We start from the raw sequence: 21855 nt of genomic DNA, 5'->3' as shown, positions 1-21855 counted from the left end.
GAAAACGCTTTCTATCATCCAAAATCTAATTTTAAGGTATGAATCATTATGTCAAAGGGGTCATTGGAGCATTCTCCCAAAATTAACCTTTTAACAATGTTTCGACTGGGCTTATTTCAGATGGGATTGGGCATTATGTCTATCCTGACACTAGGGGTACTCAACCGAATCATGATTAATGAGCTAGTTATTCCTGCAACTGTAGTCGCGGGGACAATTGCAATGCATCAATTTGTTGCTCCGGCGCGATTATGGTTTGGACAATTGTCGGATGCTAAAAAGATTGGTGGAACACACCGCACTGGTTATGTTTGGATTGGTGCTGCGTTATTTGCGATCGCATCTTTTCTTGCAGTACAAGTCACTTGGCAGTTAGGAAATAGTGTTCACTCACAAGGTTGGACATTTCAAACTTACGGTTGGGTAGCACTGTTAGCTGGAATTTTTGCTTTGTATGGGTTAGCGCTGAGTTCAAGTTCTACGCCTTTTGCTGCACTGCTGGTTGATGTTTCTGATGAGGAAAATCGTTCTCAACTTGTTGGTATTGTCTGGTCAATGCTCATGGTTGGTATTGTTATTGGAGCAATTATTAGTGCTGGATTACTCCCTGCACCGACAACTTGCCAGGAAGCAGTTTCTAGTGTTTCTATCTTTAGCGATCCGCAAAATCTAGCGTTTTTGCAAAATGCAATTAATCGCTTGTTCTTAGTACTACCTGCTGTTGTTTTTGGCTTGGCAGTATTATCTACATTGGGTGTTGAAAAGAAATATTCGCGCTACACGTCGCGTTCGACTATAGCAGATAGAGAAGACAAAATTACCTTACCACGCGCGTTGAAAGTGCTGAGTGCTAGCCGTCAAACGGGGCTCTTTTTCTCTTTTTTACTTGTGATGACGATGAGCTTATTTATGCAAGAAGCAGTGATGGAACCTTATGGTGGTGAAGTTTTTGGGATGTGTGTCTCGGAGACGACGCGGCTAAATGCTTTTTGGGGAACAGGAACACTGTTGGGTATTAGCAGTACTGGATTTTTGATTGTGCCACGGATTGGTAAGCAAAAAACCGCTCAGTTAGGCTGTTTTACGGTTGCGATGTCTTTAGTATTAGTTGTAGTATCGGGGTTCAGTGCAAATCCTCAGATGTTACAAGGAGCGTTGCTTTTATTTGGTTTAGCCTCCGGTGTGACAACAACAGGAGCGATTAGTTTGATGCTTGATTTAACTGCAGCAGAAACCGCAGGAACTTTTATCGGTGCATGGGGATTGGCACAAGCGATCGCGCGGGCGGTAGCAACTGTAACGGGTGGTGCAGTTTTAGATATTGGCAAACAGCTATTTAGCGATCGTGTCTTCTCTTATGGCTTAGTATTTACCTTGCAAGCTTGTGGTATGATACTTGCGATTTGGTTCCTGAACCGCGTTGATGTCACAGAATTTCGTTCAAATGCTAAACAAGCGATCGCCTCAATATTGGAGAATGAATTAGATTGAATACTGATTTTTGGACATCAATTCTCGACTTTGCGCAAGCAACAACCCAACGTGTAGGAACACAACTTCTCAAAGATTTTGGACACGTACAAGCGTCACAAAAAGCTGATGGAAGTTTGGTCACACAATCGGATAAATGGGCAGATCAAGAATTTCGTGGAGCGATCGCAACTCATTTTCCTGATCACGGTATTTTGAGTGAAGAAGGCGATCAAACTTTTCCTGGAAGTGAGTGGTGCTGGGTCATCGATCCTTTAGATGGTACGACAAACTTTACTAGAGGAATTCCACTGTGGGCAATTTCGCTTGGTTTGCTCTACCAAGGAACTCCTGTTTTTGGGTGCATCTACTTACCACCCCTCGATCAAGTCTTTCATGGCTTTTTTCCAGGAGAATCACAATTAGCAATGCCTACGGGGGCATTTCTCAATCATTGTCCGATCCACAGTAGTAATGATGCTCCAAGTTCTAATCACTTTTTTAGCTTGTGTGCGCGGAGTACTTCAGTCATTCAACCAGGCTTTCCTTGTAAAATTCGGATGCTTGGCGTAGCTAGCTACAACTTCCTCACTGTCGCCGCTGGAACGACTTTAGGTGCAGTTGAAGCAACACCTAAAGTGTGGGACCTTGCTGGTGCTTGGGTAATTGTGAAAGCGGCAGGGGGCGCTTGGGTATCCCTGCATTCGCAACCTCTGTTTCCGCTAGTCTCTGGCAAAGATTATGGCGATCGCTCTTTTCCCACTTTAGTGGTTAGTCGCCCTGAATTAGTACCAGTTTTTCGTCCATTTATGCAAAAAATTGCACATTAAAATTTTATAACCAAAGGACTCTATCTGCTCTACAACTAGCACCTCGCGCATTTGTGAGGAAGATATCTTGCAGTATAAAAAAATACTGTCTTTTTAGGTAAAACCAGCTACAAACTCAGTTTAATTGCGTAACTTAAGTAAAATTTCGGTTGGATGTAGAACTGAGGTGAGGTTAAGTTTTGCTATGTGTTCTGTTGCGTAATGCTACTGTGCGAGAACGCACTTTACTGTAGACGCCAGAAATCAGTAAATACCGCAAAAAAGCAAGAGTGGATGTTGCGATGAATAGAAGAACGGTACAACTGCCAAAGACTTTTCTCCAGGAGAACATGGCGAAGAATGCTTTGGATGCTTAGGTTTTCACGCGACTTGACGGCTAATCTTAATCCACATCGCAGCTTAAAAGCCCGTTTTGGACTGGCAATTGGTGTTATTGCTTTCTTACTCTCGATATTAGCCAGTTTAATTGTAGGTTATACAGCAAGCGAGCAAATCAAAGTTAATGTTGGTCAATCGCTCGCAGAGCTAGCATATCAGATGACTGACAAACTAGATCGAGGAATGTTCGAGCGCTACCGCGATCTTCAAATCGTCAGCACGCTCAATATTATTCGCAATCCAAACTCTAACCTGCTAGAGCAGCGCACACTCTTAGAAAAGCTGCAAAGTACTTATCCCAAATATGCATGGATTGGCTTAACAGATAATCAGGGTATTGTCCAAGCGAGTACTGGAAAATTGCTAGAAGGCGTAAGTGTTGCTCAAAGACCTTGGTTTATTGGTGGACAACAAGCTCCTTATGTAGGTGATGTCCATGAAGCCCTCAAGCTTGCTAAGTTACTACCAAGTCCCAGTAATGAGCCACTACGCTTTGTCGATGTAGCAGCACCAGTGGTAGATCTTCAAGGTAATCCGCGAGGCGTACTAGGTGCTCATCTCAGTTGGACGTGGTCTCAGGAAGTGCAAAAATCGCTATTGCGATCGCTGCAGAGCCGTAACACAGAAATGTTTGTTCTTCGAGAAGATGGCAGCGAATTATTAGGTCCACCAGGGTTTAACGCACAACCACAAGCAGACAACTTACCAGCAGAACCTTTGCCTTTGATGAGTGTTAAAGAGGCTCAACGTGGGCTAAATAGCTATAGAATTGAAACCTGGCTCGATGGACATACCTATCTAACTGGCTTTGCTCGCAGTAGTGGTTATCGTGATTACCCTGGATTGGGGTGGTTGGTATTGGTACGGCAGAGAACAGATGTAGCCTTTGCTCCAGCCCGACAGTTACAGCACCAAATATTTGCTTGGAACGTCACACTAGGTGTGTTATTTGCAATTCTAGGTTGGGTAATTGCTGAACATATTACAAAACCAATGTTGGCGATCGCTGCCGCCGCCGACCGCATCCGTCAAGGAAATACAAGACTCAATATTCCAGTTGTGCAAGGTCGAGATGAGGTTGCCAATCTCTCTAAGTCTCTTAACAAGCTAGTTTCAACACTAACTTTGCAGGAAAATGACTTGAAAATCAGTAATCAACAGTTGCAGATGAAAATCTGCGAACTTCAAGAAGCAGAAGAGTCAGTGCGTTCCAGTGAGGAGAAATTTCGGCAACTTGCAGAAAATATTCAAGAGGTATTCTGGATTAGCGATCCTGATGTGAATGAGATCATCTACATTAGTCCTGCCTACGAGCAAATCTGGGGTAAAACTTGTGAAAGTTTGTACGCTAATCCGAACTCCTGGCTCGATGCTGTTTATCCAGAAGATCGCAAACACGTATTTCCCAAAGACCGCAAAACTACTTATGGAACCTATAACGTTGAGTTTCGACTCGTACAGCCTAATGGCTCAGTGCGCTGGCTTTGGACTCGCACCTTTCCAGTTCACAACCCGAAAGGAGAAGTGTATCGCATTGTTGGATTGACTCAAGATATCACCGAGCGCAAGCAAGCACAAGAAACACGTCAGGAATTAGCACAAGAAAAAGAGCTAAGCGAACTCAAATCTCGTTTCATTGCTCATACATCACACGAGTTTCGTACACCCTTAACTGCAATCAAAATGAGTGCTACCATGCTAGAAAAGTTTGATCGCAAAGCAAGCGTGGAGCAAAAAAATAGATATTTTGACCAAATTCAAACGGGCGTCAAACGGTTAACGCAGTTATTAGATAATATTCTGATCATTAGTAAAGCAGAAGCAGGAAAACTAGAATTTAACCCAACTGTTCTTAATCTTGTAGACTTTTGTCATTCTTTAATTGAAGAACTACACCTCGGTACTGGCGATCAGCGTCAAATAACATTTATCAGTCAAGGCTACTGCAACCAAACTTGCTTAGATGAAACTTTGTTAAGATACATCCTCACAAACTTACTCTCAAATGCTATTAAGTACTCTCCTCAAGGTGGCAACATTCAACTGGACTTGATTTGTGATGAGGAAACTGCGATCTTTCGCGTCCAAGATTGCGGAATCGGTATTCCTGTGGCAGATCAAGCAAATCTATTTACTTCCTTTTACCGTTGTAGTAATACTGGCAAGCTTCCTGGAACTGGACTTGGGCTAGTTATCGTTAAAGATGCCGTTGATTTACATGGCGGTCAAATTACTGTGGAAAGTGAAGTTGGAGTTGGCACAACTTTTACTGTTACGCTACCACTAAACTACACACCTACAACAGAAACTTCTTAGCAATGTAAAAGAATAAGTAAGTGAGTGAACAATAGACCTCCTGCATGAATCGTAGTTGCTCTACGACTCCCTTCGGGGCTATCCAGGCAAGTTTTGAATTTTGAATTTTGAATTTTGAATTATAAAGAATTTGCCTAACTCAACACTCAAAACTCATCACTCAGAACTCTGAATTGGTGGATCTTGTTTATTTAGGTGCGAATTTATTCGCCAGCATTCACGCAGGAGGTCTAATAAACGTAACTCGAGGACTTGAGTGCTGTGATTGGTCAATGATTTTTGCTCATTGCAGCAACAATTAACTATTAACCAGCCTAAAATTTGCAATTAATAATTATTTTTACTTACTTAGATTAATAGCGAGTTCACTAGTCACAAGTTTTCGTTTTAAGGAGTGATTTGTTGTAGATTAGGGTAATCAATAATAAAATTCGCGATTGGTCTATTAGTATTAACCTTTTCTTCCGGAGGACTTAATAAAACAGAGCTTTGAATAATATTTTTAGGTAAGCGACGAACAACGCGGCTAGGGATACCATAACCATAAATAATATGTCCTTGTCCTGCTAATACTATAACTTGATAGCTAGGATTTGCTTGGTGAAACTGAGCAATTTTTTCTGCCATTGTTTCATCCCATAAAACTTGAGCGAGGAAAAAGTTTTCCAAGTCCGAACTTGAACCGTGTCCAGCTTGTTGATGTTGCTCGAAGGCACCGAGAATCAGTTGACGATACTCAGCATTATCTGTGCGAATCTCTGTAGCAGGCGGGATAAATTGTCGTTGTTGCCGTGTCAGACTAGCTAATCCTTCACGAGCAACTTGGCGAGTTATTTCAGAAGGAGTGTTTAAAGCTAAAACTGGTAAGTTGTTTGCTTGAGCATAGCGGAGGATTGGAGCATAATGTTCCCACGGAAAACTCCAACGCTGATTATATTCGGTTTTTTCTAAGAGTTCTTGCTCTGTAATTTTTCCAGCAATATACTGATCGAGAAATTGTTGGTAAGGACGTTGGAACATTTCAAGCGCGATCGCAATTTTTGGCTGTCGCTTGTGCAGTGATTGAATGATATTTAACTGCATTTGATGGTGTTGTGGGTTGTCGTGGGTTTCTCCTAAATAAACTACATTTGCTTTCTCTAGATGTGGCAAAAGATCTGACAGATTAGATAGTATTTGCGGTGAAGAGGCTAAATTTTTTCTTGTTAAAGTTAAGGAAGACGTCTCGGCTAGGGAAAATGTGGTTGCAGCATAAGTTGGAATGCTATACAACCAAACAAATCCCAATGATAAAACCAAAATGCGTAGTAGACGCTCTTTAATAAACCGTTTCATCTTCTTTGCGCCATGCTGGATCAACAATACAAATAAAAACTAATGGTTCATCACCACAACTGTGAATAAACTGTTTTGCATGAGGAGGAATGTAAACCGCATCACCAGGTTCGACAATTTGAGTTTCATTGTTGATATGCATTTCACCTTTTCCGCTGAGAATGTAGTAAACTTCAGACGTTTTCAACGAGTGCGGCTGTGAAGTTTCTCCTACGGGTAAAGTAGCATGAGCTAGACTGTAGCGTAAGGCGATCGCTTGTTTATCTGGGTGCAATAATTCGCGTAAATGCGTGCTATCTCCAGCCAGAAATTCAGGACAGGCATTGAGTTTTTGTACGAGCATTGAGAAAACTTGAAAAGAGTTAATGCAGTCAGATGTTGCTTAGTATAGTAGAGGATTCGTTTTTGGTTGGTAGTCGAGACAATCAACTGCTGCTTCGGTACTGGCAATACTCGGTTGAACTGTGCATTTTAAGCGATAGTCACCAGTAAAATATTGACAATGACTACACGGTATTTGATGCAAACGCTTGCTAGTCTCAACACCGTCACGGACTGCAGTCCACAAACTCCAGGCGATCGCACTCATAAATGCCCAAGCACAAACAAAGCAAATGGGAACTAAAAATGATTGAATTGTATGAATCAGGACAAGCAGTTGCAGTATCATAAAATAAAGATTAAGTGGTAATACAAGACTTTTAGTATAATTAACAACTACTAGCTAAATCTGAAGAACTAACATCAGTTAAGCCTTACTTTAGATATAGCAAAATTGTGAATAGTCTTCGCTAGATCAGTTAAACATCATTAGGTAGTGCACCATCAGTTTCAGATGGATACAACGCAGCAAAGAGTAAAACGTCCGACACTAGCTTCCTCACCCGCACAATCACGGCAGGTGAAGCAGCAATTTGCAACTCCCGATGAGTTCCTCTCATACGAGTTGGGTAAAGCAGTTCAAGAATTACCACCTTTATACACCAGACTTTTAGCAGGAAGCATTAGTTTGCTAGTGTTTGGTGCAATTGGTTGGGCGCACTTTAGCAGGATTGATGAAGTTGCGGTAGCACCAGGAGAATTAATCGCGTCTACACAAGTACGACCAGTGCGCGCACTAGGAGAAGGATCAATCTTAGCGGTACGAGTACGAGAAGGCGATCGCGTCAATCAAGGCGATGTTCTTGTGGAACGAAACTCCGATTTACCTCAAGCTGAAGTTGATCGCTTAACGCGATCGGCACAATTGATTGGTGAAGATCTCGAACGATTAGAAGCAGAACGTACTGGCGCAGCAGCATCAGGAACCGGTCTTCAAGATCAGTTACTCAGTTCTCGGATGCAAAACTTTGAAGCACGTCAAGCAGCAGCAGTAGCCGAAGCAAATCGTCAAGCAGCAGTAGCTAACGAAGCGAGAGTACGCTTAAGCCGTTTGCAAGATAACCTTGTGAATGCAAGAACGACTGTAGCCAACGCTCAGCAAAACCAAGCTAATGCCCAAAGTATCGCAGAAAAAGCTAAAAGTTTACTGGCAAACGCTGAAAAACGCGAAGCTAGCCTGCGTACTCTTCTAGAAGATGGTGCAGCACCTCGCCTCGATTATATCGAAGCACAAAACGCTGTTTTGCAAGCGCAAGCAGGTGTGACTAACGCCGAAGATGGAATCACTAATGCGCGATCGCGCATTGTCGAAGCACAAGATCGCGTGATGTCAATAGAAAAAGAGATTGCGGCTCAAGCACAACAAGTGCGCCAAGCCGAACAAGCGTATCAAGCAGCACGCGATCAAGCAGCAAGTTTGGCATCAGAACGCCAAAGCGAAATCTTAACGCAACTTAATAGACGGCGAGAAGAGCAAGCAACAGTTCAAGGACAACTAGTTCAAGCCCAAAAACAGCGCGAACAAGAAGTTATTACAGCTCCAGTCGATGGCACAATTTATAGCATCAAAGCCACAAGTGGACCAGTACAACCAGGAGAAGAGTTACTATCTATTCTCCCTGATGGTGAAGAATTGTTACTAGAAGTTCGCGTTCTCAACCGCGATATTGGTTTCATTCGCGAAGGAATGCGGGCAAAAGTAAAATTGGCAACTTTCCCTTTTCAAGAATTTGGCACAATTAATGCTGAAGTGATTAGTGTGAGTCCTAATGCCGTTAACGACGAAAAGTTAGGCTTAGTATTTCCCACACGACTTAAATTAGAGAGAAATGCACTACAAGTTCGCGGTCAAGAAGTACAGTTGACTCCAGGTATGAGTGCAACAGGCGAAATTGTCACTCGCCGCAAATCAGTTTTAACGTTCTTACTCGAACCAGTAACACGGCGCTTTAGTGAAGCATTTTCTGTGAGGTAAATGTATCTATATATCAAGCAATAGCAGTTACTTTTTGATACTCAAACAATTTAAGTAAGTGCATTAGATCAAACACTAAATGTGGGGTAGGCATCTTACCTGCCTTAACTTAAGAATATTTACTTCAGTTGACTTACTTCTTAGTTCAAAAAGAGGTGCCAGATGAAACAGAGGTACATTTATTGGCAAGATGATGATATGTGGTTAGGCTTTCTCGAAGAATATCCTGACTATTGGACTCAAGGCGAGACGGAAGAGGAATTAAGAGACAATCTGCTCGATATTTACAATGAGTTAACAAGTGGCACTATTCCAAATGTTCGTAAAGTTGCAGAACTTGCAGTGCTGTGAAGCGCAGAGACTTAATTAAGAAGATTGAGGAAATGGGTTGTGTTTTCATCCGTCACGGTGGCAAACATGATTGGTATCAAAACCCTCAAGCTATGCGTGGGGCACAGTACTTGAAGCTTTACCAGCATCTAGGCTCAAGTTAGCTGAAGTTTATTAGTAATGGTAGTACTTTAAGAGAAGTCGCAATCGATGTTGAGTTAGGATTCCAACCTGTGATACTAGAAGTTGCAATTCTCGACATTAAGCCTGGTTTGGCTGTTGAATTTGAAACTGCTTTCAAAACTGCTTCAACTATCATTGCTTCTATGCCTGGATACAGTTCTCATGAACTGCAACGTTGCTTAGAAACTACAAATAGATATATATTGCTTGTACGCTGGCAAAAGTTAGAAGATCATATAGTTGGATTTCGACAATCTCCAGAGTATCAAGAGTGGCGTTCTCTATTGCATCATTTCTATGAGCCGTTTCCAACGGTAGAACATTATGAAACCGTATTGAATAATATCTAAGCTCTGTAAGCATGAAGTGACTGGAAGCTGTTACTAATTGCTGAACTCATAACTTTCATAAAAGTATTGCGAAAGCCTACAGCTAAAGGATGTGTTAATTCACCCATTTTGCTTGAGCGTAAAGACTGCACAACGATCGCCTTAGTGCGCTCAAATCGTAAGGATTCATAATTTTGGAAAGCAGTTATTGGATCTGATGCTTGCAAGCATTTGGCAATGACATACGCATCCTCTAAAGCAGTACAAGCTCCTTGTCCCATTGTAGGTAGCATGGGGTGCGCAGCATCACCAAGTAATGTTATATTTTGCTGACTCCACGGTTGGATTGGGGGACGATCATAAAGATCCGTTGTCAAAATGTTAGCTTCTTCTGTGGCAGCAATCAATTCAGGAATCGATGGAAACCAGTCTTGATACATTCTTTCTAATTCTTGTTTACGACCGATCGCCGCATCCGGTTGGGCTTCTGGGGCGTAAGCTGCGGCGTACCAATACATTTTTCCTTTGCCTAGCATCATAAACCCAAAACCTTTACCACGCCCTAAAAACTCCTGAATGTAGCCAGGGCGATATCTACTCGGAATATAATCGGTCAAACCACGCCAAGTTTTAAAGTTACGGTACGTTAGCGGTTGATCGCCTAGCAGTGATGTTCGCACTCGCGATCGCAAACCATCCGCACCAATCAAAGCATCTCCGGTAACACTCAAACCTGACTTAAAGTAAGCACAAACTTCGCTTTCACTACGTTCAAATCGCTCAAAGGTTTCTCCTAAAATGAACTTTTCACGCGGAACATTCTGCCATAGTAACTGATGTAATTCGGCGCGATGAATTCCGATAACGGGTAACTCAAAATTATCTACAGCAATGTTGACTAACTCCTTACCGTGTTGCGAGTTGAATTGATAATTTGTGGTAAGACAACCAACTTGCATTGCATTATTCAGTAAACCTAAATTCTGCAAGATATGTGTTGCATTTGCCCAGAGTGCAATCCCAGCCCCAACCTCGCGTAATTGTTGCGATCGTTCATAAACTGTGAAATCAAAGCCCGCACGATGTAAAGCTAATGCTGTTGCTGCACCACCAATTCCACCACCAATGATAATTATTTTTGCCGCATGCATTTTGTTTAGCTCCTTCTAGGATTTTTATCAACTGACAAGTCTGTCGATTAATTTTAATTAAATAAGTTAACTTTGTCTTTGTCAACTGACTGTTCGGTCGATAAACGTTATACTAACCACTGCTATTGATTCTTAAAACAACTGTGGTGCGTCCAGCAAAATCTGAAAAAGTACAGAGGGTTAAGAAGTGTCGAGATGCTGAAGCAACTCAAGCCGTTATTTTGACAGCAGCAGAAGCAGAGTTTGCCCAACATGGGTTAATGGCTGCGAGAACTGAGGCGATCGCCGCAAAAACAGGTGTGGCAAAGTCGATGATTTATTATTATTTCAAAGACAAAGAGGGTTTGTATCAAGCAGTGTTGGAGCGATCGCACGCAGAACTTTTACAAGTTACTCAACAATTGAATTTAGAAGCGCTATCTCCTGAAGCAGCATTAGAGAAGTTTTTGACAGCATTGCTTGATTGTGTCGCACGCAACCCAAAATTACCAACAATCATGTTTCATGAAGCTGTACAAAATCAAGGGAAATACTATAAGCGCAGTAGTTCTTTAAGCATTGATACAACTTTGGTAAATATCTTAGATCGCGGAGTTACAGCGGGAGTATTTCGTCAAATCGATCCTTTTATCTCAGCAATTAATATTATGGGAAGTTGCTTATTTTATTTCATTGGTGCGGGAAATATTCAACAACATCCTCAAGGTAAACGGGTTTTCAGTAAAGCAATGTTGGAAAAACATACTCAAGAGGCGATCGCATTCATCTTGGCAGGTGTGCGATAATCACGGAATATTGAAGAAGATTGAGGAGTTCAGGGTATCCCTACACTGGAGCAAAAAACGCAGTGTTATGTATTGTGCTGCTGCTTCACTAAGCTTTACTTACCTATCAACATCGTTCGCATGGATGAACGTACAGGAAACATCTTTCGCTTAGCAAGAGAAGAAAATATCATAGAAATATATGCAAACGGCAGATGGAGATACATTGCATGAGTAAACTTAACTTTCAAGCTATGTCTCAAAAAGAATTGCACGATTATGTTCTTACACATCGAGACGATCAAGAGGCTTTTTATACTTATATAGACAAACTCCATGTAGAAGGAAACTGGATTGAGATGCTACCATTGGAGTCATTGCAAGATTTAGAAAATTATCCTGAATTTACTAAGCGTTTTCGTAATGAGTCAAAGCCGTGATAGGCTGTTTTTATAATCGCAAAATCTTGATTGAATTATCTCTACTACTACTAATAATATTTTTACTATCTGTGCTGAAAAAAATAGAAGTAATGTCACTTGCTTCTTGAAAGGGTATATATCTCTTCTCGCCAGTATTGAGATTCCAAACTTCTAATTTTTTACCAATACCACTTGCAAGCAAGTTACCATCAGGACTGATAGCAACGGTATTTACCCAATGAGGATTTCCAGACAAAGTGCGTAATAATTTTCCACTGCTAAGTTGCCAAATTCTGATTGTTTTATCTACACTACCGCTGACGAGTAATTGATTATCTGGACTAATTGCAACAGTGAGAATGCGATCGCTATGTCCTTGCAGTGTTCTTAAAACTTTTCCACTACGGAAGTCCCAAACTTTAATTGTCGTATCACTACTTCCACTGACTAAATATTGCCCATCAGGACTAAAGGCGATCGCTCTTACTGCATCAGAATGTCCTGATAACTGACGAAATTCTTTTCCTGTAGTCATACTCCACAGCCGAATTGTGCGATCGTCACTACCAGTCGCCAGAGTTTCACTGTCTGGACTAAAAGCAGTAGACCAAACTATACCAGAATGTCCAGCAAGCGTACATAAAAATTTTCCTGTTGTTAAATCCCAAACATCTGCGGTGTTGTCACTGCTACTACTAGCAAAGCTTTGCCCATCAGGACTAACAGCAACTGACCAAACTGTACCAGAATGTCGAGAAAAAGTCCGCAGTAGTTTACCACTGCTAAAATCCCACAGTTTAATTGTGCGATCGCTACTACCACTTAAGATATTCTGGCTATTTGGTCTTACCGCCACCGACCAGACAGTATCAGAATGTCCTGAGAGTGTTTTATCTAATACAATCTTGTTCAGCGTAGTTGGGGAAGGCGAAACAGAAGGTCGTATTTCTGGAGTACGCTGTAGCGATCGCGTGAAATAGTAGTTACCACCAATAATCAAAACAGCAGCCACACTACCAATTAAACTTCCAAAAAGTAGTGTAGATTTACTCGGAAAAGTGAGATCGCGTTTGTCTCCTTGCTGTTTTAAGTCTTTATCTAAATAAGTTGTATCTGAATTTGATGTCGGAGTTTTCTGACTGATAACTGTTGGAGAAAGTAACTGCTTCATAACTAAAGGTTGTATTGCTTGCAGTGCTTCAGTTGCGCTTTGGTATCGATCTCTGTAGTGATAGCAGATTGCGTTATTTAACACATTAGCAAGCTCTGGGCTAACCTGAGGACAATGATCTTGCCAGTTAATTTCTCCTGTTTCAAAGTTTTGTGTAAATTGTGTGGGGTTTAAACCTGTTAAAGCTTGAATTCCAATTATCCCAAGCGCGTAAATATCGCTGTTTGGACGTGGTTTTCCTTGGGCTTGTTCGGTTGGCATATAGCCTGCTGTGCCGATAGCAATTGTTGCAGGTCCGCTGAGAAAATAGTTAGAACTAGTTTTGCCCTGATTAGTAACGACTCGTGTCCAAGCTTGTTTTACAGAACTAAAATCTACTAATATTAGGCGATCGTCATGTTGTCTTCTAATGATATTTTTAGGTTGAATGTTGCGATGAATCAGCCCGTGGCTGTGAATAAACTCTAAAATCGGCAATACTTCTTGCAGTAGCTGAATAACTTGGCTTTCACTCCATTTCTGTCCAGGTTCTAGTTCTGTACTTAATGGATTTCCCGCAATGAATTCTTGTATGAGGTAAAACTCTTGATTTTCTTCAAAATTACACAAAAGTTGAGGAATTCGGTCGTAGTCACCCAGTTTTTTTAGGGCTTCTACTTCTCTAATGAACAATCCTCTAAGAGTGGCTAAAGACTCAGGATGGTCACTGACAGCCTGAAAATGTTTAACAATACAAGTTGTTGGGTGATGTTGATGAGTATCTTTGGCAAGGTATGTGTGACAGAAGCCTTCTGTGTTGAGGACTTGAACAATCTGATAGCGATCGCGTATTAGCTTGCCTAACATCTTATCCAATTTGGAGTTTGGGCTTTGGGATCTGTGATGCTCCCTGTTTTTAACACTCTAGTTAAGACTGATTCTTTTCATATTAAAGTATCTCTCTAGAGAAATTCCTACGTAGAGAAAATTTGCCTAAAGTTACAGACTAACTTGCGAAATAACCATTTCAGCTATTTTAGTTTATATGCGGATGAGAGGACTTGAACCTCCACTCCTCTCGGAACTAGAACCTAAATCTAGCGCGTCTGCCAATTCCGCCACATCCGCTTGTCAGCTTTAACATCATAGCAGATATTATTGCAAATGCATTAGATTGAGCGATGGCTATAAAGTTGAATTTTTGCGTAGCCACTAAACAAGCTACATCTGACAAGGCTGTATGCTGGATACGCTGGGAAAGTTGATTAAATCTCGATTACTTAAAAGCAGAAGATTGAAATATTGACTGATTATGTCTTGTTGCCAGCAATCCCACGGACGACAAGGTGCGGAGGCGGGGGAGTCACAACGTCCTCAACATAATTTAATTAAATTTAGCGAAAACCCCGTGTCTACAGCCCTTTGGGCATCCTGCGGCGGGCGGTTCCCGTCACGATGCGGGAGTTTTCAAGAGAGGGGGCTTTTGATCTCCAACTGAAGCTTTTTCTCTCGCTCCGGACTTCGTCCCGCTGCAAAGAAATCGCTCCTCGCTCCTTTTGGGTAATACCAAGTGGCTAAGTTGACTCTAGACAATGCTAGAATTACCTACCTGATTGCTTTTTAATTTCAGAGTGCCAGAGGAGAATCATGCGTGTACTGCTTGGTGGAATAATTGTGAGTTTAGGACTGTGGACACTACCAGTTCAAGCACAACAAGTGACTAATACACAAGTTGAAGCCATGGTGGAAGCATTACGGCTAGCTGCGCCTAAAACTGGTAAGACAAATGATGGGCTTTATAGTGCATGGCAAATTACGCCAGGAATTATACCAAGTTGGTCTAAACAATGTATCGGCAGAGAACTCACACCGCAAGAACTTGAAGCTAGCCCCGCTAAAGCAAGAGAAATCGTTTCTTGTATTACACGCCGAGAGTTACAAAAGCAGTACGCAGCGAGTAGCAACAACGAAATAACAGCAATACGTCGTACTGCCTGTTGGTGGATGACAGGAAGCACAAGCGGTTGTAGTAGTAGTTCTACAGCTACTTATGTGCAAACGGTACTCGATTTTTATCAGCAGCAAAGTGCTAAAAAGCCAGCAAGACAAGTATCTACTAGCGGTAATTATCGTCCGCAGGCTCCGAAGAAGTAGATGACCTGAAGTTGAAGGCGCGATCGCATTTCAAAATAATTTTGTAATTGGCAACATGGATATTGAGTAGCTAGTTACTATTGAAAGCGCGATCGCTTGTATCTTGTCTCGTAAGCCACTTGAATCATTAGTCATTAATTTTCAGCTAAACATTAAAGATTCTTGATGTCTTTACAGTTTCTATACCCAGAATTCTTAAAGAAGGGAATAATATAAATACAGACCTTTTTAGAAAGGTTTTTTGTATAAATGCCTAATTTGAACTGATAAAGTTTATAAAAAATGAGTCAATGTTACTCTGTTTTTTTAGGTAATCATTGATTTGTTACCACTATAATGAGATAAACATAATTTATTCAAGGTTTAGTAATGTTTACTAATACTTTTGAGAGAAAAGTAGAAAAAGTAGCACTAGGCAAAATGCTAGTACGAAAAGGCTTAGTTTCTCAAGAAAAAATAGAAAAAGTTCTAGTTGAACAAAGCCAAAAACGAAAACAAATAGGACAAATTTTAGTAGAAACAAACATAATTCCTCAAGAAACTCTCGATAGAGTTTTAGGTGAACAAAATATTAAGCTTGGTCAGTTACTTCTTCAAGAGCAAGTTATTTCTTTAGACGAACTCAAACAAGTTTTACTTGAACAACGCCACTCAAATAAACAGTTGGGGCAGTTACTGGTTGAAAAATGCATAATTTCTTGACAATGCTTAAATGATTTTTTGGAGAAACAATATTGGCAAAAAAAGGGGTTTTGGCTAATTTAATAACTCTACAAATAACTAAAAAACAATCGAATGAATTAAATTGATTAAATACAGTATGTTTGTTGAATATCAGTAAGTAAGATACATATGGCATTTCTATCTGAGTTATGAATATTTTCTTGAAATTAATAATGGTTGATTGCTAAGAAAAGACTTATTTATTGTTCTTAGCTATTAGCTAACAAGTTGGTAAGTTCGTGAATCATTTAGAAATGCTATATCTCATACTTAATCTTTAATTTGATTAATATACTTATTTTTGCTCTTTTTAAACTTCTAAGACGCGAAGTTTAAGAGAGCTTTTTTAATTTAAGATTGAACTACATCAACCGTTTAGAACTAAGATCGCTAAAAAAAGGTATTGTTACTTTTAGTGCATTTGTACTAAATACTTGCTCTTTGCTCTTCTAAAATAAAATTGATTTTACTCAGTCAAGAAGAATAGAATGATAAATTTCACAAAATTATTGATAGAATTTGCCAATAGTTGAGAGTAATTTTTGATGTTGATTGTCCACAACTGCCAAAAAATGAACGTATGCGATCGCAGTATCTAAGCAACAATAAGGTATGAAAACTAAGGTATGGCAGAATTAGCAAACAGAGAACAAACGAGTAAATCGCCACTGATAGGCTTAATTATCAGCTTAGTGTTATTGATGATCTGTCTATTTGTCAGCATTGCCTTAGGTGCAGCGGACATTTCATTGAAAACAATTTATGAGGCGATCGCTGTTTTTGATGGTTCAACGGAACATCTGATCATTCGTACAGTGCGCGTACCGCGATCGCTGCTAGCAATTCTTGTTGGTGCAGCAACCGCTATTGCTGGAGCAATTATGCAAGGTATTAGCCGTAATCCCTTAGCAGATCCCGAAATTTTGGGAATCAATGCAGGTGCAGCGTTTGCTGTTGTTATTGCTATCTTTCTTTTTGGGACTTCTGAACCCATTTTTTATGTTTGGTGTGCGTTTTTCGGTGCTGGTGCAAGTGCTGTGAGTGTTTACCTTCTGGGTTCTTTAGGGCGTGGTGGTATTACTCCGCTCAATCTGACAATTGCAGGTGCGGCGATCGCAGCATTACTTTCAGCAATCACAACAGGCATTTTGATTGTGAGTCAACGCACTCTTGATGAAATTCGCTTTTGGTTAGCAGGAAGTGTTGCTGGTCGCGATTATGCAATTATTGGACAAGTGTTGCCATACATTATTATTGGCATTGTACTCGCACTTGCTTTAGCAAGACAAATTAACATTCTCAATCTTGGTGAAGATGTTGCCAAAGGCTTAGGACAAAAAACTGCCTGGGTGAAAATTGCTGCTGCTGTCGCTGTATTGTTATTAGCTGGTAGTGCTGTTGCGGCAGCAGGACCTATCGGTTTCATTGGTTTAGTCGTTCCTCACATTGTCCGCTTACTGATTGGGATAGATTATCGCTGGCTTCTACCATATAGTGCAATATTCGGTGCGATATTATTGCTAGCTTCCGATGTTGTTGCGCGACTGATTATTCGACCACAAGAATTGCCCGTAGGCATCGTAACAGCCTTAGTTGGTGCGCCCTTCTTTGTTTATCTTGCTCGGATGAAAGTTAGTAAATGAAGCAAAATACCTTTCAATTTCGTTCGCGATCGCTACCGCTATCACTCCGCATCAAGCAGCGTGTTCTAACTGTGTTGCTATTGTTGTTACTTGTAACTTTGGTAGCAATGATTGCTAGCATTGGGTATGGAGAATATCCCATACCACCACTTGCTGTTATTCAAACGGTATTGGGGTTAGAAGGAAATTCTGACTACGCATTTGTGATTAATACACTGCGACTACCGAGAACTTTAGTAGCAAGTCTAGTAGGGCTAGCACTCGCGATCTCTGGCGCAATCATGCAAGGAATTACCCGTAACCCACTTGCAGATCCTGGCATTATTGGTGTTAATGCTGGTGCAAGTTTAGCCGCTGTGAGCTTGATTGTCTTGTTTCCTAATGTTCCTGTAGGGTTTTTACCCTTATCTGCCTTTGCTGGGGCGCTAGTAGTTTCATTGCTGATTTATTTTTTAGCATGGGAGGGGGGCAGTTCTCCGTTGCGGTTGATTTTAATTGGAGTTGGGATTGCTACTGTGATTGGTGCTTGCACGAGTGTAATTGTGACATTCGGTGAGATTAACAGCGTTAGCCAAGCTTTAGTCTGGTTAGCAGGAAGTGTTTACGGACGTAGTTGGGAGCAGGTTTTTGCCTTTTTACCTTGGCTTGCTGTATTTGTGCCATTGGCTTTAGTTAAGACTCGACAACTCAATGCCTTAGCTTTAGGTGACGATCTTGCTACTGGATTAGGTTGTCATGTAGAGTGGCAGCGCGGCTGGTTGTTACTGATTAGTACAGCGCTTGCTGGATCTGCGGTAGCAACGGCTGGTGCAATTGGTTTTGTCGGTTTAATGGCTCCTCATATGGCACGTCAATTCGTAGGTTCTACACATGGTTCGCTCGTTCCAGTTGCAGGGATGATGGGTGCGATGCTTGTTGTTGTTGCTGATTTATTAGGACGTACCCTATTTGCTCCGATTGAAATTCCTTGTGGTATCGTGACTGCGGTTATTGGTGCTCCTTATTTTATGTATTTATTAGTGCAGAAGCGCAATCAGTAATTTGGGTAATGATGTAGTAAGTCACTCGTGACTAGTTGTTGGTAGATGAATTGTCTTCCTCCGCTTTTGTGAATTGTGTTGGTCCTCATTTCCTAGCTCATGTACGACGAAATATTTGAACTTATTCAAGAATTAGTGATGCATCATTCGCCGAGTGGTGCAGAAGGAGAGATTAATCAATTATTACTGCAACAATTTGCGGCACTTTCAGTAGAAGTCTGGTGCGATCGCGCCGATAACATTATTGCCAAAATTCCAGGGCGTGACGCGAGTCGATCTATTGCAATTACCGCACACAAAGACGAAATTGGTGCAATTGTCAAAACAGTTGGTGATGAAGGGCAAGTCGAAGTTCGCAGGCTAGGAGGTTCTTATCCTTGGATTTATGGTGAAGGCGTTGTCGATTTACTTGGTGACAATGAAACGATTAGCGGTATTCTCAGCTTTGGTTCGCGCCATGTATCGCACGAATCGCCGCAAAAAGAGTTGCAAGAAGATACTCCTGTAAAGTGGGAAAATGCATGGATTGAGACGAAGTGTACGCCAGAAGAACTCGACGATGCAGGAATTCGCCCAGGAACGCGGGTAGTCATCGGGAAACATCGCAAACATCCAGCGCGATTGAAAGATTATATTGCAAGTTACACGCTGGATAATAAAGCTTCTGTGGCAATTTTGCTGGCATTAGCAGAACAAATCAAACAGCCAGTTGTTGATACTTATCTTGTGGCTTCAGCAAAAGAAGAAGTGGGTGCAGTGGGAGCGCTGTATTTTAGTCAAAAGCAGCATTTGGATGCTTTAATTGCATTAGAAATTTGTCCTTTAGCGCCAGAATACCCAATTAAATCTGGAGAAGCACCCGTAATTCTCTCGCAAGATGGATACGGAATTTACGATGAAACGCTTAACGGACAACTAAGACAAGTAGCACAAAAGCTAGATATGCCAGTACAACTCGCAACCTTGAGTGGTTTTGGTAGCGATGCTTCGATCGCCATGAAATTTGGTCATGTTCCCCGTGCGGCGTGTTTAGCATTTCCGACACAAAATACCCACGGTTATGAAATTGCTCACTTGGGTGCGATCGCTAACTGCATTAAATTACTCCAAGCCTTCTGCGAAACTCCCTTTAATTGAGCGATTTAGAACATACCGAACTAGAGAAATTTAGATCGGGAGGAGCTAAGTAAGTCTGGAGAGTTATGAGTTAAGAAAACCCAAAGTTTAAAATTCTTTCAATTCTTTCAATTCAAAACTCAAAACTAATCACTAACTACTAGCCACTAGTCACTCACCACTCACTCTCTAGTTACAAACCATAAACCTATGCGGGTTAGTTGTCTGAATTTTATACAATGATCGCAGAGGACTTAAATTGTAGATATCTTTAATTAAATGCCTAAGACTGTTGCTGAGGTGATGAGCCGCGATCCAATTGTCGTACGCTCAGAAACACCTTTGAACGAAGCTATTCAAATTCTGGCAGAGAAACGTATCAGTGGTTTGCCTGTTGTTAATGATACTGGCAAATTAGTCGGCATTATCTCTGAAAGCGACTTGATGTGGCAGGAAACAGGTGTGACCCCTCCTGCATACATTATGATTCTCGATAGTGTGATTTATTTACAAAATCCTGCCAAATACGAGCGCGACTTACATAAAGCCCTAGGGCAAACTGTCGGGGAAGTAATGAGTAGCGATCCGGTTACTGTTTCCCCTGATAAAACTTTGAGAGAGGCTGCTAAGTTAATGCACGATCGCGAAGTGCGCCGCCTACCTGTTATCGACTCAGAAGGAAAGATTATTGGCATTCTCACCCGTGGAGATGTAGTACGGGCAATGGCAGCGGAAGATTAGGGGCGAGGGGCGAGCAGTGAGGGATTAGTATAGTTTACGTGTATTCTACTCGTTGCTTGAAATTTGTAGATTGATTTAATTTAAAACTGGAATAATTAAATGACTGTGACACCTGAAACTGTTAAACAAATGCTTAGTTCTGAGGATTTGGGAGAACGCCTGCGGGCGGTAAATCAAATTCGGGAACTAGAAGATACAGCGGTTGCTTTTGAATTAGCTCAAAGTGCTGTTCAAGATACTAATGCTCGTGTTCGCTACTCGGCAGTTAGTCAAATGGATACATTAGGCGGACAGAATTTGCAAGTGTCTCTCGATTTATTGCGCGATCGCCTCAAAAACGACCCTGAACCTGATGTTCAAGCTGCTGCTGCCGACTGTATTGGTGCTTTGAAGTTAACTGAGGCATATACTGATTTAGAGCAACTCTATCACAGTACAAGTGAGTGGCTGATCAAGTTTAGTATTGTCGCTACGTTAGGTGAACTCGGCGATCCGCGTTCCTTTGACTTGCTTAAAGAAGCACTAAATTCAGATATTGACTTAGTAAAAACTGCAGCAATTAGTTCGTTGGGAGACTTAAAAGACGCACGCGCCGTAGAACTTCTAGCCCCTCACGTCTCTAATGCAGATTGGCAAGTACGCTATCGTACTGCTCAATCTTTAGGAAAATTGGGTGGAACGCAAGCACGGTCAATATTAGCAGAAATGGCAAACGACGAAGTAGAAGCTGTAGCGCAGGAAGCTAAAACGGCTTTAGAGCAAATAGATTAAATTACTAGGTTCCCTTAAAGATATCTTGAAGTTGTGCGATCGCCCTGTTAATTAGTAGTACACTTGTTCTAGTCTTAGCAAAAAGCAAGTGTACTATGCCAGCGATCGCAGTTCGTACTCAAGTTTTTGGTGGGCTTCCAGAAGCACCACAACTACCAGAAGTCTTATTGCACTCCCAACATCTTAGAGTCGCTGAACTGATTCAACGCAGCGTAGAAGCCCAGGTTCGCGAGTTACAGATACAACATCAAATGGATGCACAGCAAGTGCGTCGTGCTTTAGAACGTCAGTATTTAACCACATCAGAAATTGCCGAGCAAGCGCAACAAGGAGCTGTACGCTTTCCTTCAAAGCCACATAATACACTTCAAATTGATACCAAAATAGAGGTGAAAAAGGCACTGCAAGCGTTTACTGATGGGGCATACATTATTTTAGTCAACGGTCAGCAAGTAGAAAACTTAGAAGCAGAAATAACGCTGAGTCGAGAAACAAAAGTTGTATTCTTGCGGTTAATGCCATTGGTAGGTGGTTAACATGAACGCTTAGCGAATTTATTCGCAGCTAAACAAGCAAAGTCTACCTCCGTAGACTTAGCGATCAAACTCTCATATTTAGTGTGCGAATGCACACTTTGCTTAAGTAGCCTCGAC

Annotated in this window: 23 protein-coding genes and 1 tRNA gene; 18 read left to right on the top strand and 6 right to left on the bottom strand. The window is 41.4% G+C overall.

Features of this window, described 5'->3' with window-relative positions; genetic code table 11:
• The first annotated feature begins 48 nt into the window (after nt 1-48).
• The 3 genes from CSQ79_RS23205 (at nt 49) to CSQ79_RS23195 (ending at nt 4994) form a co-directional block, all read left to right on the top strand.
• Nucleotides 49-1491, top strand: a complete 1443-nt coding sequence (locus tag CSQ79_RS23205) for a BCD family MFS transporter (protein ID WP_099703481.1) — start codon at nt 49-51, stop codon at nt 1489-1491.
• Nucleotides 1488-2300 (top strand): inositol monophosphatase family protein, encoded by an 813-nt coding sequence (locus CSQ79_RS23200; protein ID WP_099703480.1) that lies wholly within the window; start codon nt 1488-1490, stop codon nt 2298-2300. Before CSQ79_RS23205 ends, CSQ79_RS23200 begins: the two co-directional genes overlap by 4 nt.
• A gap of 348 nt (nt 2301-2648) precedes the next feature.
• The gene (locus tag CSQ79_RS23195; RefSeq protein ID WP_289501474.1) at nt 2649-4994 is read left to right on the top strand and encodes a sensor histidine kinase; all 2346 of its coding nucleotides are present in this window, start codon (nt 2649-2651) and stop codon (nt 4992-4994) included.
• 387 nt (nt 4995-5381) lie between these two features.
• On the opposite strand, the gene CSQ79_RS23190 is transcribed toward CSQ79_RS23195, so the two are convergent.
• Genes CSQ79_RS23190 through CSQ79_RS23180 form a run of 3 tightly spaced genes read right to left on the bottom strand, consistent with a single transcriptional unit; the run spans nt 5382 to nt 6999 of the window.
• Nucleotides 5382-6329, bottom strand: coding sequence for a ChaN family lipoprotein (locus tag CSQ79_RS23190; RefSeq protein ID WP_099703478.1), 948 nt, complete (start codon nt 6327-6329; stop codon nt 5382-5384).
• Nucleotides 6313-6672 carry a cupin domain-containing protein gene (locus CSQ79_RS23185; RefSeq protein WP_099703477.1) on the bottom strand — a complete coding sequence of 120 codons (360 nt, stop codon included), beginning with the start codon at nt 6670-6672 and terminating at the stop codon, nt 6313-6315. Before CSQ79_RS23185 ends, CSQ79_RS23190 begins: the two co-directional genes overlap by 17 nt.
• A 39-nt stretch (nt 6673-6711) precedes the next feature.
• Nucleotides 6712-6999 (bottom strand): hypothetical protein, encoded by a 288-nt coding sequence (locus CSQ79_RS23180; RefSeq protein WP_099703476.1) that lies wholly within the window; start codon nt 6997-6999, stop codon nt 6712-6714.
• Between the two features lie 165 nt (nt 7000-7164).
• Here CSQ79_RS23180 and CSQ79_RS23175 point away from each other — a divergent pair, with 165 nt between their 5' ends.
• From CSQ79_RS23175 to CSQ79_RS23165, 4 genes are all read left to right on the top strand, one after another.
• The gene (locus CSQ79_RS23175; protein ID WP_099703475.1) at nt 7165-8685 is read left to right on the top strand and encodes a beta-barrel domain-containing protein; all 1521 of its coding nucleotides are present in this window, start codon (nt 7165-7167) and stop codon (nt 8683-8685) included.
• A gap of 162 nt (nt 8686-8847) precedes the next feature.
• On the top strand, nt 8848-9036 hold the full coding sequence (locus tag CSQ79_RS23170; protein ID WP_099703474.1) for a type II toxin-antitoxin system HicB family antitoxin: 189 nt from the start codon (nt 8848-8850) through the stop codon (nt 9034-9036).
• Nucleotides 9033-9179, top strand: a complete 147-nt coding sequence (locus CSQ79_RS27155) for a type II toxin-antitoxin system HicA family toxin (protein WP_143755493.1) — start codon at nt 9033-9035, stop codon at nt 9177-9179. Before CSQ79_RS23170 ends, CSQ79_RS27155 begins: the two co-directional genes overlap by 4 nt.
• Nucleotides 9180-9248: 69 nt before the next feature.
• Complete coding sequence (locus CSQ79_RS23165) at nt 9249-9548, top strand: antibiotic biosynthesis monooxygenase family protein (protein ID WP_099703473.1); 300 nt, start codon at nt 9249-9251, stop codon at nt 9546-9548.
• Here the strand turns inward: CSQ79_RS23165 and CSQ79_RS23160 are convergent.
• The gene (locus CSQ79_RS23160) at nt 9545-10678 is read right to left on the bottom strand and encodes an FAD-dependent monooxygenase (protein ID WP_099703472.1); all 1134 of its coding nucleotides are present in this window, start codon (nt 10676-10678) and stop codon (nt 9545-9547) included. The genes CSQ79_RS23165 and CSQ79_RS23160 overlap by 4 nt on opposite strands.
• Before the next feature lie 143 nt (nt 10679-10821).
• Here CSQ79_RS23160 and CSQ79_RS23155 point away from each other — a divergent pair, with 143 nt between their 5' ends.
• The 3 genes from CSQ79_RS23155 (at nt 10822) to CSQ79_RS23150 (ending at nt 11882) form a co-directional block, all read left to right on the top strand.
• Nucleotides 10822-11463, top strand: a complete 642-nt coding sequence (locus CSQ79_RS23155; protein WP_099703471.1) for a TetR/AcrR family transcriptional regulator — start codon at nt 10822-10824, stop codon at nt 11461-11463.
• Between the two features lie 72 nt (nt 11464-11535).
• Nucleotides 11536-11676: a DUF6888 family protein gene (locus CSQ79_RS29055; RefSeq protein ID WP_502693960.1), complete on the top strand. Its 141-nt coding sequence runs from the start codon at nt 11536-11538 to the stop codon at nt 11674-11676.
• Nucleotides 11673-11882: a DUF6887 family protein gene (locus CSQ79_RS23150; protein ID WP_099703470.1), complete on the top strand. Its 210-nt coding sequence runs from the start codon at nt 11673-11675 to the stop codon at nt 11880-11882. The genes CSQ79_RS29055 and CSQ79_RS23150 overlap by 4 nt, the downstream gene beginning before the upstream one ends.
• Nucleotides 11883-11892: 10 nt before the next feature.
• On the opposite strand, the gene CSQ79_RS23145 is transcribed toward CSQ79_RS23150, so the two are convergent.
• Nucleotides 11893-13881 (bottom strand): serine/threonine-protein kinase, encoded by a 1989-nt coding sequence (locus tag CSQ79_RS23145; protein ID WP_099703469.1) that lies wholly within the window; start codon nt 13879-13881, stop codon nt 11893-11895.
• A 179-nt stretch (nt 13882-14060) separates the two neighbouring features.
• A tRNA-Leu gene (locus tag CSQ79_RS23140) sits at nt 14061-14142 on the bottom strand.
• Between the two features lie 519 nt (nt 14143-14661).
• Between CSQ79_RS23140 and CSQ79_RS23135 the strand changes: the two genes are divergently transcribed.
• The 8 genes from CSQ79_RS23135 (at nt 14662) to CSQ79_RS23100 (ending at nt 21738) form a co-directional block, all read left to right on the top strand.
• Nucleotides 14662-15168 (top strand): hypothetical protein, encoded by a 507-nt coding sequence (locus CSQ79_RS23135; protein WP_099703468.1) that lies wholly within the window; start codon nt 14662-14664, stop codon nt 15166-15168.
• Between the two features lie 369 nt (nt 15169-15537).
• Complete coding sequence (locus tag CSQ79_RS23130; RefSeq protein WP_289501473.1) at nt 15538-15870, top strand: cyclic di-GMP-binding domain-containing protein, MshE-related; 333 nt, start codon at nt 15538-15540, stop codon at nt 15868-15870.
• Between the two features lie 647 nt (nt 15871-16517).
• Complete coding sequence (locus tag CSQ79_RS23125) at nt 16518-17534, top strand: FecCD family ABC transporter permease (RefSeq protein ID WP_099703467.1); 1017 nt, start codon at nt 16518-16520, stop codon at nt 17532-17534.
• Nucleotides 17531-18574: a FecCD family ABC transporter permease gene (locus tag CSQ79_RS23120; protein WP_099703466.1), complete on the top strand. Its 1044-nt coding sequence runs from the start codon at nt 17531-17533 to the stop codon at nt 18572-18574. The genes CSQ79_RS23125 and CSQ79_RS23120 overlap by 4 nt, the downstream gene beginning before the upstream one ends.
• Nucleotides 18575-18673: 99 nt before the next feature.
• Complete coding sequence (locus tag CSQ79_RS23115; protein WP_099703465.1) at nt 18674-19711, top strand: M42 family metallopeptidase; 1038 nt, start codon at nt 18674-18676, stop codon at nt 19709-19711.
• Between the two features lie 258 nt (nt 19712-19969).
• Nucleotides 19970-20431, top strand: a complete 462-nt coding sequence (locus CSQ79_RS23110; protein WP_289501472.1) for a CBS domain-containing protein — start codon at nt 19970-19972, stop codon at nt 20429-20431.
• A gap of 99 nt (nt 20432-20530) precedes the next feature.
• Nucleotides 20531-21202 (top strand): phycobilisome degradation protein NblB, encoded by a 672-nt coding sequence (nblB, locus tag CSQ79_RS23105; protein ID WP_099703464.1) that lies wholly within the window; start codon nt 20531-20533, stop codon nt 21200-21202.
• 95 nt (nt 21203-21297) lie between these two features.
• Nucleotides 21298-21738 (top strand): hypothetical protein, encoded by a 441-nt coding sequence (locus CSQ79_RS23100; protein ID WP_099703463.1) that lies wholly within the window; start codon nt 21298-21300, stop codon nt 21736-21738.
• The last annotated feature ends 117 nt before the right edge of the window (nt 21739-21855 follow it).

It is taken from the genome of Gloeocapsopsis sp. IPPAS B-1203, assembly GCF_002749975.1.
In the GTDB taxonomy this organism is placed as follows: Bacteria; Cyanobacteriota; Cyanobacteriia; order Cyanobacteriales; family Chroococcidiopsidaceae; genus Gloeocapsopsis.
This window is presented reverse-complemented; position numbering and strand designations above follow the sequence as displayed.